Source organism: Enterovirga rhinocerotis (assembly GCF_004363955.1).
GTDB lineage: Bacteria > Pseudomonadota > Alphaproteobacteria > Rhizobiales > Beijerinckiaceae > Enterovirga > Enterovirga rhinocerotis.
On the sequence record NZ_SNZR01000011.1, the window covers coordinates 2,113,089 to 2,123,900 of the forward strand.

14 protein-coding genes are annotated in these 10,812 nt (G+C 68.7%); 12 read left to right on the forward strand and 2 right to left on the reverse strand.

Annotated elements, in window-relative coordinates; all coding sequences use genetic code 11:
• The first annotated feature begins 53 nt into the window (after window positions 1-53).
• The 12 genes from EV668_RS10685 (at window position 54) to EV668_RS10740 (ending at window position 10,085) form a co-directional block, all read left to right on the forward strand.
• On the forward strand, window positions 54-1,784 hold the full coding sequence (locus EV668_RS10685; RefSeq protein WP_133770174.1) for a stimulus-sensing domain-containing protein: 1,731 nt from the start codon (window positions 54-56) through the stop codon (window positions 1,782-1,784).
• Entirely contained in the window at window positions 1,781-2,266 is a 486-nt protein-coding gene (locus EV668_RS10690) for an HPr kinase/phosphorylase (protein ID WP_133769721.1), read from the forward strand. The genes EV668_RS10685 and EV668_RS10690 overlap by 4 nt, the downstream gene beginning before the upstream one ends.
• A gap of 74 nt (window positions 2,267-2,340) precedes the next feature.
• Window positions 2,341-2,742: a PTS sugar transporter subunit IIA gene (locus EV668_RS10695; protein WP_133769722.1), complete on the forward strand. Its 402-nt coding sequence runs from the start codon at window positions 2,341-2,343 to the stop codon at window positions 2,740-2,742.
• An 11-nt stretch (window positions 2,743-2,753) separates the two neighbouring features.
• The gene (locus EV668_RS10700; RefSeq protein WP_133769723.1) at window positions 2,754-3,065 is read left to right on the forward strand and encodes an HPr family phosphocarrier protein; all 312 of its coding nucleotides are present in this window, start codon (window positions 2,754-2,756) and stop codon (window positions 3,063-3,065) included.
• Between the two features lie 48 nt (window positions 3,066-3,113).
• Entirely contained in the window at window positions 3,114-3,761 is a 648-nt protein-coding gene (locus EV668_RS10705; RefSeq protein ID WP_133769724.1) for a MarC family protein, read from the forward strand.
• 78 nt (window positions 3,762-3,839) lie between these two features.
• A complete protein-coding gene (locus tag EV668_RS10710) occupies window positions 3,840-4,544 on the forward strand; it encodes a peroxidase-related enzyme (RefSeq protein ID WP_133769725.1) in 705 nt (234 codons plus the stop codon).
• A gap of 72 nt (window positions 4,545-4,616) precedes the next feature.
• Window positions 4,617-5,630, forward strand: a complete 1,014-nt coding sequence (locus EV668_RS10715; RefSeq protein WP_133769726.1) for an ABC transporter substrate-binding protein — start codon at window positions 4,617-4,619, stop codon at window positions 5,628-5,630.
• Window positions 5,631-5,794: 164 nt separating this feature from the next.
• Entirely contained in the window at window positions 5,795-6,547 is a 753-nt protein-coding gene (locus EV668_RS10720; protein ID WP_133769727.1) for an ABC transporter permease, read from the forward strand.
• The gene (locus EV668_RS10725) at window positions 6,544-7,341 is read left to right on the forward strand and encodes an ABC transporter ATP-binding protein (protein ID WP_133769728.1); all 798 of its coding nucleotides are present in this window, start codon (window positions 6,544-6,546) and stop codon (window positions 7,339-7,341) included. The genes EV668_RS10720 and EV668_RS10725 overlap by 4 nt, the downstream gene beginning before the upstream one ends.
• A gap of 100 nt (window positions 7,342-7,441) precedes the next feature.
• Complete coding sequence (locus EV668_RS10730) at window positions 7,442-7,924, forward strand: VOC family protein (protein ID WP_133769729.1); 483 nt, start codon at window positions 7,442-7,444, stop codon at window positions 7,922-7,924.
• Window positions 7,925-8,242: 318 nt separating this feature from the next.
• Entirely contained in the window at window positions 8,243-8,581 is a 339-nt protein-coding gene (locus EV668_RS10735) for a P-II family nitrogen regulator (protein WP_133769730.1), read from the forward strand.
• 37 nt (window positions 8,582-8,618) lie between these two features.
• Window positions 8,619-10,085 carry an ammonium transporter gene (locus EV668_RS10740; protein WP_133769731.1) on the forward strand — a complete coding sequence of 489 codons (1,467 nt, stop codon included), beginning with the start codon at window positions 8,619-8,621 and terminating at the stop codon, window positions 10,083-10,085.
• A gap of 77 nt (window positions 10,086-10,162) precedes the next feature.
• Here the strand turns inward: EV668_RS10740 and EV668_RS10745 are convergent, their stop codons facing one another.
• Window positions 10,163-10,501, reverse strand: coding sequence for a type II toxin-antitoxin system PemK/MazF family toxin (locus EV668_RS10745; RefSeq protein ID WP_133769732.1), 339 nt, complete (start codon window positions 10,499-10,501; stop codon window positions 10,163-10,165).
• Window positions 10,498-10,755, reverse strand: coding sequence for an AbrB/MazE/SpoVT family DNA-binding domain-containing protein (locus EV668_RS10750; RefSeq protein ID WP_133769733.1), 258 nt, complete (start codon window positions 10,753-10,755; stop codon window positions 10,498-10,500). Before EV668_RS10750 ends, EV668_RS10745 begins: the two co-directional genes overlap by 4 nt.
• Window positions 10,756-10,812 lie beyond the last annotated feature (57 nt).

Here is a 10,812-nt window from a genome sequence, read left to right on the forward strand (position 1 = left end):
CGCCGGACGACCGCGACGACGAGCCCGAGGAACGCGGGGCGTCGCACGGGCGCGTGCAAGCCGACGAACCCGTGGCCGAGGGGCGCTCATGGCTGAGGCAGGTGGGTTCGGCCCTGGCCCGCCAGGCCTCGTCGAGCCTCACGCGGCGCATCGTCGTCCTCAATCTCGCGGGTCTCGCGGCGCTGCTGCTGAGCGTGATGACGCTCAACACCTTCCGGCAGGGGCTGATCGACACGCGCGTCCAGAGCCTCCTGGTCCAGGGCGAGATCATCGCCGGCGCGATCGCCTCCTCGGCCACCGTCGATTCGGGGACCGTCGTGACCGATCCCGACCGCCTGCTCCAGCAGCAGGCCGGCGACCCCGTGGCACCGGCCGAGGAACTCCCCTCCCCGCTCGAATTCTCGATCAATCCCGAGCGGGTCGCGCCGCTGCTGCGCCATCTCGTCGGGCCGACCGGCACGCGGGCGCGGATCTACGACCGCGACGGCATCCTCACGCTCGATTCGCGCAATCTCTACTCGCGCGGCGACTTCTCGAGGCCGGAGCGCCCGCCCGCGACCTCCGCGGATCCGACCACGATCGAGCGCATCTGGCGGAGGCTGGTCCGCACCTTCCGGCGCGAGCGGCAGCGCTACGACGATATCGGCCCCTCCGACGCCAAGACCCTGCCCGAGGTTCAGCGAGCCCTGTCCGGAAGCCCGGGCGAGAGCGTGCGGCTCAACAATCGCGGCGAGACGATCGTGTCCGTGGCGGTGCCGATCAAGCGGCAGCGCGGCGTCCGGGGGGCCCTTCTCCTCTCGACGCAGGGTGGGGACATCGACTCGATCATCGCCTCGGAGCGTTTCGCCCTGCTGCAGATGTTCCTGGTGGCGGCGGTGATCCTGATCGGGCTGTCGCTGTTCCTGGCCGGCACGATCGCGGGGCCCGTCCGGCGCCTGGCGGAAGCGGCCGAGCGCGTTCGCCACGGCATCAAGGCGCGGCAGGAGATCCCGGACTTCACGCGCCGCCCCGACGAGATCGGCCACCTGTCGGGCGCCCTCCGCGACATGACCGAGGCGCTCTACAGCCGCATCGATTCGATCGAATCCTTCGCGGCCGACGTCGCGCACGAGCTGAAGAACCCGCTCACGTCTCTGCGCAGCGCCGTCGAGACGCTCCCCCTCGTGCGGGACGACAATGCCCGTGCCCGGCTTCTCTCCATCATCCAGCACGACGTCCGGCGGCTCGACCGGCTCATCAGCGACATCTCCGACGCCTCGCGCCTCGATGCCGAGCTGGCACGGGCCGATTACGGCCCGATCGACATGCACCTCCTCGTGCAGACGCTCGTCAGCATCGCCAACGAACGCAGGCGCCCCCACGATGCGACGATCGAACTGGCGCCCCTGCCCCGTCACACGAGCGGCCCGCAGGACTACACCGTCGAGGGCCACGACAGCCGGCTCGGACAGGTGCTCAGCAACCTGATCGACAATGCCCGCTCGTTCTCCCCGCCCGATGGGACCGTCCGGGTCGGCCTGAGGCGCGACAAGGAGGAGATCGAGGTCACGGTCGAGGATGACGGTCCCGGCATCCCCCCTCACGCGCTGGAGCGCATCTTCGAGCGCTTCTACACCGATCGCCCCGATCACGGCTTCGGCCAGAATTCGGGCCTCGGCCTGTCGATCTCCCGGCAGATCGTCGAGGCCCATCGCGGAACGATTCGGGCCGCGAACCGGCGGACGGAAGGGCCCCGGCGGGGTGCCAGGTTCACGGTGCGTCTACCTGCCGCACGGGCGTCATGAACGGCCCGGCCGGCCGCGATTCCGCCGTCTCGCTGCATGCCGGCTGCGTCGTCCTGGGCGAAGCGGGGCTGCTCATCCGGGGTCCGTCCGGCGCGGGGAAATCGAGCCTGGGCCGGCGGATCGTCGCCCTCCATCGGGCCGCGGGAGGCTTCGCCCGCATCGTCGCCGACGACCGCGTTCTGGTCACTTTGCGCCATGGCAGACTGATCGGACGGCCCGATCCCGCTCTTGCAGGCGTCGAGGAGATCCGCGGCCTCGGCATTCGCGCCGTCGATCACGAGCCGGCCGCGGTGCTTCGCCTGATCGTCGACCTCGTGGCCGAGCCCCCGAGTCGGATGCCGGAGGCTGCGGACCTGACGGCCAATGTGCTGGGAATCCCCCTCCCCCGCATCGCGGTCCGGCTCTCGGATGCGGCCGACGTTGTGAACGCGACACTTTCGTGGCAAGCACGACACGGTGATGACCTAACTTTGAGCATTTAGTCGCATCGCCCTTGCGCCGCGGGTTGCGCTGCACAAAAATGCTTCTCTCGCCTGCGGGTGTGGAACACGCTTTCATGATCGGTATGGTGCTCGTTACCCACGGGCAACTGGCGACGGAATTCAGATCCGCGCTGGAGCATGTGGTCGGTCCCCAGGATCAGCTCGAGACCGTCACGATCGGTCCCGAGGATGACATGGAAAGCCGTCGCCAGGACATCATGGCGGCGGTCTGCCGGGTCAATTCCGGCGAAGGGGTCGTCGTCCTGACGGACATGTTCGGCGGCACGCCGTCGAACCTTGCCTTGTCCTGCATGAACGGCAGCTCCGTCGAGGTTGTCGCCGGCATCAATCTGCCCATGCTCATCAAGCTCGCCTCGGTGCGGGACGAGGAGGTCCTCAAGGACGCCGCGCTCCAGGCCCAGGAAGCGGGCCGCAAATACATCAACGTCGCCTCGCGCGTCCTCGCCGGAAAGTAGTCGTCGCGACGATGGAGACCTGCCCCTCCCCGGAGGACGAAGTGCCCGACGGCCTCGCCTACCGGCGTCTCCTCATCGTCAACAAGAAGGGCCTGCATGCCCGCGCTTCGGCGAAGTTCGTGCAGGTGGTCGACCAGTTCGACGCGAACGTCACCGTCACCCGTCACGGGGAAACGGTCGGCGGCCGATCCATCATGGGGCTGCTGACGCTCGGAGCCGCCAAGGGCACGACGATCACCGTGACGGCCGAGGGAACCGAAGCGGAGGCCAGCCTCGCCGCCATCGAGAACCTCGTCGCGACCCGCTTCGGCGAGGACGAGTAACCGCCCGGCGTCTCGGGCCGCCTGCCCCGCCATTACCCGAGGGCCAGGATGCACGACGCGGCTCAGAACTTCCTCCTCGCCTTCTCCGCGCTGTTCTCGATCGTCAACCCGATCGGCGGCGCGCTGATCTACGCCCAGATCACCGCCGACCGCTCGCATCAGGACCGTGTCCGGCTGGCGCGGCGCATCGGCCTCTATTCCGCTTTCGTCATGCTCGGCGCGCTCTGGGCAGGCGCCTGGATCCTCGGCTTCTTCGGCGTGACGCTGGCAGCCCTGCGGCTAGCCGGCGGGCTCGTCGTCGCCTTCTTCGCCTGGCAATTGCTGCAGGCGCCCGAGGAGCGCGAAGAGAAGAAGCAGGAACAGGCGCTCGCGGCGCAGGGCGTCGAGGACGTCGCCTTCTTCCCGCTGACGATGCCGTTCACCACCGGTCCCGGGACGATCTCGGTCGCGGTCGCTCTCGGCTCGAACCTGCCGTCCGGCAAGCTCGACCACATCCCTCATGTGCTCGGCGCCTCGGCGGCGGCGGTCGCCATGGCCGTCATCATCGCGCTGGCCTATGCCTCCGCCGACCGCATCGTCGCGCTGCTCGGGCAGTCCGGCGCACGGGTCGTCGCCCGGCTCGCAGCCTTCATCCTGCTCTGCGTCGGCGTCCAGATCATGCTCAGCGGCGCCGCCGACTTCGTGAAAGGCCTCTGACCCCGGCGCGGCCTCGACAGCCGGGCCGGTTCCGGGCGATGATTCCTCAAGGGAGCGGACGCACCGCAGGAGCCATCCATGGCCAAACGCAAGACCTCATCGGCCGTCGCAGCGGTTAAGCCGCCCGGCACGGCGACCACGAGCAAGGGAACGCCCGCCAAAGGTCCCGCCAAAGGTGCCGCCAAGAGGCCGGACGTCGGCCTCAAGCCCGCGTCCCAGGTCGACACCCGAGTGACCGCGCTCGATCTGCCGCGCGCCGAACTCTCGCCTGCGATGCAGGCCTATTTCGACAAATGCGACGAGAAGCTCGGCTTCGTACCGAACGTCCTGGCAGCCTATGCGCTCGACAACGCCAAGCTCGAGGCGTTCGCGGCCCTCTACAACGACCTGATGCTCGCGCCGTCGGGCCTGTCGAAGCTGGAGCGCGAGATGATCGCCGTCGTCGTCTCCAGCCACAACCGTTGCTATTACTGCCTCACCGCGCATGGCGCGGCCGTCCGGCAATTGTCGGGCGATCCCGTCCTCGGCGAATTGATGGTGATGAACTACCGCGCGGCCGAGCTCGCACCGCGCCACAGGGCCATGCTCGATTTCGCCGCCAAGCTGACCACCGCGCCCGAGACGATCGAGGAGGCCGACCGCGAGGCGCTGAGGAAGGCGGGTTTCGACGAGCGCGGCATCTGGGACATCGGCGCGGTGACGGCCTTCTTCAACATGTCGAACCGCATGGCCTCCGCGGTCGACATGCGGCCGAACGCCGAATACCACGCGCAGAGCCGCTAATTACATTTATTTATTGTAGTATATCCGATATCCCACAGCATGCTAGGTAATTCTCGCTTACGGGAATTCGTCATGCTGTTCACTCGGCTTCTCGCGGCCACGCTCACGGTGGCCGCAACCTTCGCTTCGCTCTCCGCCGCCGCGCAGACGCCGGTGCGGGTCGGCGTGATCCCGATCGTCGGTGCCTCGCCCCTCTTCGTCGCCAACGGCTCGGGCGCGCTCAAGGCGGCCGGCATGGATGTCAGGGTCACGACCTTCGAATCCGGCCCGAACATGATCCAGGCGCTCGCCTCGGGCACGATCGACGTCTACGTCGCGGGGATCATGCCGCTCGCCGTCGCCAACTCGAAGGGCGTCAGGTCGAAGGTCGTCACCGCGACGGCGGTCGAGGAAATGGTCTTCGTCGCCGGGCCGAAGCTCGCGCCGTACTTCAAGGACGGCGTGCCCCCGGCGGAAGCGCTCAAGGCCTATCGCGCCAAGGAGGGCAAGGCCGCACGCCTTGCTGCCCAGCCCCCGGGCTCCGTGCCCAACACGACGCTCCAGCACTGGCTGTGGGAGGTCGCGAAGGCGGACAAGGCGGATGCCGACATCGTGTCGATGGGAATCGACGCGACGCAACAAGCCGTCCTCGTCGGCGCGGTCGAAGGGGCGGCCATCCGGGAACCGGCGCTGACCATCGTCCAGGGGCGCAATCCCAACATCAAGCTGATCGCCACGGGCGGCCAGATGTTCCCGTCCCAGCCGGGCACGGTCGTCGCCGTCACGCCGGCCTTCGCCGCTGCGCATCCCGCCGCCGTCCAGGCTCTCGTCACCGCGCTCGTCCAGGCGGAGAGGACGCTGAAGGAGAAGCCATCGGAGGCGGCACCGCATGTCGCGGCGGCGCTCGGCAAGGGCATCGTCGATCCCGCGACGATCGCCAAGGCGCTGACCTCGCCCGCCTCGCGCTTCATCAGCGACCCGCGCGCCATCGTCGAGGCCACCGCCAAGATGCAGGCCTATCAGGTCTCGATCGGCACGCTCGACAAGGAGGCCCCGCTCGACGGCTTGTTCGAGCCGAAATACTACCTCGAAGCCGTGAAGAAGTGAGGTTCGGCACCTTTCCCAGAGTAATGTCTTGCGCAACCGTCATTGCGAGCGAAGCGAAGCAACCCAGCCTTGGCGCAGGCGGCCGCTAGGTTGCTTCGTCGGCTGCGCCTCCTCGCAATGACGGTCCCGCAAATCCCTCCGCAAGAGGCAGGGCACCGTTTTCCATGACCCGCCTGACCCGCACCGCGCTCGCTGCGGCCGGCCTCGCCGTCTTCCTGGCCGTCTGGGAGGCGCTCCCGCGGCTCGGGCTCCTCAACGAGACGCTGGTGCCGCCGCCCTCCGCCATCCCGGCCGCCTTCCTCCGGGAGGTGCGCTCCGGCGCGTGGCTGGCGGCCGTCCTGTCGAGCCTGTCCCATTACCTGACCGGCCTCGCGGTCGGGGCCGGTCTCGGCGTCGGCCTCGGGATCCTCAGCGGCATGTTCCGCCTCTTCGAGGACGTCACCGCCTGGATCGTCCGCCTCCTGCGGCCGATCCCCGGCCTCGCATGGGTTCCCTTCGCCATCATCTGGTTCGGCGTCGAGCCGGCGGCGGCCGTGTTCATTATCGCGATCGGCGTCTTCTGGATCGTCTTCTTCGCCACGCAGGGAGCGATCCGGGGCGTCGACCGCGACATGATCGAGGTCGCCCAGGCCTTCGGCTTCCGGTCCGCTTTCGCGAGGCTCGTCAAGATCCTGCTTCCGGCGGCGACGCCCGGCATCCTTGTCGGCGTGCGGACCGCCTTGGGCCAGGCCTGGATGGCGGTCGTGGCCGCCGAGATTTTCGGCGTCTACGGCGTCGGCCAGCGCATGATGCAGGCTTCGAGCCTGCTCGCGAGCGATATCGTGCTCGTCTACATGCTCACGATGGCCGGCCTCTATGGCCTGATCGACGCCGGTTTCGTCGCCCTGCAGAACTGGCTGTTGAGGTGGCGCGCATGACCGCGACCGTCGAGCGCGGCGCCGCACCGGTGGTCGGCATCCGCGGCCTGAGCCTGACCTACGAGCGCGGCGGCTCGCGCACGGAGGTTCTGCGCAACCTCGATCTGGCCGTGCATCCGGGGGAGTTCGTGGCGATCGTCGGCGAATCCGGCGTCGGCAAGTCGACCCTGTTGCGCGTGATCATGAACCTCGCCTCCCCGAGCGCGGGGACGGTCACGATCCACGCGCCGCCCGACGACGGGCGGGCCGGCGGCGGGCGGCCCGAAAGCGCTCTCGTCTTCCAGGATGCGCGGCTCCTGCCCTGGCGCAGCGTGCTGGACAACGTCACCTTCGGCCTCGAGTGGCGCGGCGTCTCACGGGCCGAGCGCCGCCGACGCGGGGAGGCGATGCTGGCTCTGGTCGGGCTCTCCGAGCTCGCGGCGCGCTGGCCGCACCAGCTTTCCGGAGGGCAGCGTCAGCGCGTCTCCCTGGCCCGCGCCCTCGCGGTCGAACCCGCGGTGCTCCTGATGGACGAGCCGTTCTCGGCGCTGGACAGCTTCACGCGAGAGGGCCTGCAGGACGAGTTGCTGCGCATCCGCGCCGCGACCGGCCGCACCGTGCTTTTCGTCACGCACGACATCGACGAGGCGGTGTATCTCGCCGACCGGGTCGTGGTTCTGGCCGGGCAGCCCGCCGGCATTGCCGCCGAGATCCGGGTCGACACGGCGCAACCGCGCCGCCGCGCCGATCCGGTCCTCTCGGCATTCGCGCACCAACTCAGGCTTGAATTGTCGCGTCGCTCGTCCGACCTTTGAAATCGACGTTCCACGGTCGCGCGTCGCGATCGGCGAGCCGGTATCGGCATTCACCTGCGCGGATCTCGGGTTCCGCCGCATTCTCCGGAAAGGTCCCGCCGTGACGCAACCGATCGATCCCGGTGTCCGCATCGGCCATGTCCATCTCAAGGTGGCCGATCTCGAGCGCGCGCTCGGGTTCTACCGCGACGTGCTCGGCTTCGACGTCACCCAGCGCTACGGCCGGCAGGCCGCCTTCCTCTCGGCCGGGGGCTATCACCACCATATCGCGCTCAACATCTGGGAAAGCGCCGGAGGCCCCCCTCCCCCTCCAGGGACGACGGGCCTCTACCACCTCGCCATCCTCTATCCGACCCGCGCGGCCCTGGCGGATGCGCTGCTGCGGCTCGACCGGGCGGGCATCGCTCTGGACGGCGCGAGCGATCACGGGGTGAGCGAAGCGCTCTACCTGCGCGACCCGGACGGGAACGGCGTCGAACTCTACCGCGACCGGCCCGAGGCGGAATGGCCGCGCGACGCGGAGGGAGGCCTTGCGATGGACACCCGGCGGCTGGATCTCGCGGCCTTGCGGGCCGCAGCCTGAGCGGCGGGGTCCCTGCGGCCGGACCGGCCCGGATTGCCCACGAAATAGGCACAATGCCCAATCCCTGACCTCGAAGGGTCGCAAGCCCGGAGCGCCCGGCGGGACGATCTAAGTTACTGGGCATTCATTCGTTGTCGATGTCGGGGATCGTGGTCCGCCGCCCCCGTCGCACCGGCGGTTGTGTTCCGCCTGACGGACCGGGTTGTGCCTGTGACCCATCTGGCACGAGCCTTGATTTGGCCCCTCCCAAGCCGAGCCGTCCTTCGACGGAGATCGGCCTCCGGCGCCTGGCCCGGAGCAGCGTGGGGGCAGACATCCATGAAAATCGTGATGGCCATCATCAAGCCATTCAAGCTTGAGGAGGTTCGGGACGCGCTGACCGCCATCGGCGTCCACGGACTGACCGTGACCGAGGTCAAGGGTTACGGGCGTCAGAAGGGACATACCGAAATCTACCGCGGCGCCGAATACGCCGTGAGCTTCCTGCCGAAGCTGAAGATCGAGGTCGCGGTCGCGTCCGAATTCGTCTCGCAGGCGATCGAGGCGATCGCCTCCGCCGCCCGCACCGGGCAGATCGGCGACGGCAAGATCTTCGTCACGCCCATCGAGCACGCCGTCCGCATCCGGACCGGCGAAACCGATACCGATGCCCTCTGAGATCCCGACCCACTCCCGATCAACCGGAGCTTCCTCGATGACGTCCCGTACTCGATTGGCCGCCTGCCTGACGGCAGCCGCGGCATTCTCACTTCCAGCCTTGCCAGCCCTGGCCCAGGCGACCGCGGCACCCGTGCCGGTCAAGGGCGACACCGCCTGGATGCTCGTTTCCGCCCTGCTCGTGCTGATGATGTCGGTGCCGGGCCTCGCCCTGTTCTACGGCGGCCTCGTGCGCACCAAGAACATGCTGTCGGTGATGACCCAGGTCTTCACGATCGTCGCGATCGCCGGGATCATCTGGATCACCTACGGCTATTCGCTCGCCTTCACCAACGGCGGGGGCCTGAACTCCTTCGTCGGCGGCTTCTCGAAGATGTTCCTGTCGGGCGTGAACCTCGAGAGCACGGTCGGGACCTTCTCGAACGGCGTCGTCATTCCGGAATACGTCTATCTGTGCTTCCAGATGACCTTCGCCATGATCACCCCGGCGCTGATCGTCGGCTCGCTGGTCGAGCGTGTCCGGTTCTCGGCCCTCATCCTGTTCGTCGTGCTGTGGCTGACCTTCATCTACTTCCCGATGGCACACATGGTCTGGTACTGGGCCGGCCCCGACGCGCTCGCTGAAGCCGCCAAGGCCGTCGCGGCCAATGCCGGCGACGCCGCCGCCAAGGCCAAGCTCGACGCGGTCACGGCCGATGCCGGCATGCTCTTCTCCTGGGGCGCGCTCGACTTCGCCGGCGGCACCGTGGTGCACATCAACGCGGGTATCGCCGGCCTCGTCGGCTGCCTGATCCTCGGCAAGCGCATCGGTTACGGCCGCGACCTCCTCGCGCCGCACTCGCTGACCATGACGATGATCGGCGCCGCTCTGCTGTGGGTCGGCTGGTTCGGCTTCAATGCCGGCTCGAACCTCGAAGCGAACGGCGCGGCGGCCCTCGCCATGCTGAACACCTTCGTCGCGACCTGCGCGGCGGCCCTCTCCTGGCTGTTCGTGGAATGGGCGGCCAAGGGCAAGCCTTCGCTGCTCGGTCTCGTCTCGGGCGTCGTCGCCGGCCTCGTCGCCGTCACGCCGGCGGCGGGCTTCGCGGGTCCGATCGGCTCGGTGGTCCTCGGCCTCGTCGCGGGCGCCGTGTGCTTCGTCTTCTGCTCGACGGTCAAGAACGCCTTCGGCTACGACGACTCGCTCGACGTCTTCGGCATCCACTGCGTGGGCGGCATCGTCGGCGCCATCGGCACCGGCATCCTGGTCGCTCCGGCGCTCGGCGGTGCGGGGCTCGTGGACTACGTCGCCAATCCCGGCACGGCGGCCCCCGGCACCTACGAGCTGGGCACGCAGGTCTGGGCCCAGATCAAGGCGGTGCTCTTCACCCTGGTCTTCTCGGGCGTCGGCTCGGCGATCCTCTTCAAGGTGGTCGACGTGGTCATCGGCCTGCGCGTCACGCAGGAGGAGGAGCGCGAGGGCCTCGACGTCACCGACCACGGCGAGCGCGCCTACAACTACTGAAAGGTGGCGGGCCTCGGCCCGCCCCCGCCAGCGATCACGGGCCTCGGCGAAAGCCGGGGCCTTATTCGTCGACGGTCCTACACGCCGATCAGCGCGGCGAGCTTTCTGCGAACGTCGTCCAGCACGGGGGCGGGCACCGCGGTGCCGACCGGACGAACAGGGCGCGCGAGAGCGTCGATGCTCCGCACCGCGCTGAGCAGGATCTCGCCCGCGACGGGTAGGCCGTCCGGCAGCACGACACTCGTCGGGAACGGTCTGACGCGGGAACTGATCGGACAGACGATCAGGAAGCCGGTCGCGTCGTTGAAGGGCCGGACCGATACGACGAGCGCAGGCCGCCGGCCCGACTGCTCGCGCCCGGCGATGGGATCGAAGTCCGTCCAGATGAGATCGCCCGGCTCGAGCACGGGGATCATTCCTCCGTCACCTCGCGCCCCACATCCGGGCCCCAATCGTAGGATCCGCGATAAAGAGCCCGCCACTCCTCGGCCGAACGCCCCTCGAACAGCGTGTCGACGTCGATGGGGATCTGCGTCGGGCGGATGACGATCTCGCCATCGACGGCCACGAGTTCGATCCTCTGGCCCTCGCTCAGCCCTGCCTCGGCCGCGAGTTCGACGGGCAGCCTGACGGCGAGGCTACGCCCCCACCGGCCGATGATCGCACGCATGTCGACCTCCTTGCGATATCCGGAAGATATCCCACTTCCGCCGTCGCCGCCATTTTA

Bases quoted from the DNA above. Each gene is read 5' to 3' on its own strand.
- EV668_RS10690 (WP_133769721.1), top strand. From the start codon at position 1,781: ATGAACGGCCCGGCCGGCCGCGATTCCGCCGTCTCGCTGCATGCCGGC.
- EV668_RS10695 (WP_133769722.1), top strand. From the start codon at position 2,341: ATGATCGGTATGGTGCTCGTTACCCACGGGCAACTGGCGACGGAATTC.
- EV668_RS10700 (WP_133769723.1), top strand. From the start codon at position 2,754: ATGGAGACCTGCCCCTCCCCGGAGGACGAAGTGCCCGACGGCCTCGCC.
- EV668_RS10705 (WP_133769724.1), top strand. From the start codon at position 3,114: ATGCACGACGCGGCTCAGAACTTCCTCCTCGCCTTCTCCGCGCTGTTC.
- EV668_RS10710 (WP_133769725.1), top strand. From the start codon at position 3,840: ATGGCCAAACGCAAGACCTCATCGGCCGTCGCAGCGGTTAAGCCGCCC.
- EV668_RS10715 (WP_133769726.1), top strand. From the start codon at position 4,617: ATGCTGTTCACTCGGCTTCTCGCGGCCACGCTCACGGTGGCCGCAACC.
- EV668_RS10720 (WP_133769727.1), top strand. From the start codon at position 5,795: ATGACCCGCCTGACCCGCACCGCGCTCGCTGCGGCCGGCCTCGCCGTC.
- EV668_RS10725 (WP_133769728.1), top strand. From the start codon at position 6,544: ATGACCGCGACCGTCGAGCGCGGCGCCGCACCGGTGGTCGGCATCCGC.
- EV668_RS10735 (WP_133769730.1), top strand. From the start codon at position 8,243: ATGAAAATCGTGATGGCCATCATCAAGCCATTCAAGCTTGAGGAGGTT.
- EV668_RS10740 (WP_133769731.1), top strand. From the start codon at position 8,619: ATGACGTCCCGTACTCGATTGGCCGCCTGCCTGACGGCAGCCGCGGCA.
- EV668_RS10745 (WP_133769732.1), bottom strand. From the start codon at position 10,501: ATGATCCCCGTGCTCGAGCCGGGCGATCTCATCTGGACGGACTTCGAT.
- EV668_RS10750 (WP_133769733.1), bottom strand. From the start codon at position 10,755: ATGCGTGCGATCATCGGCCGGTGGGGGCGTAGCCTCGCCGTCAGGCTG.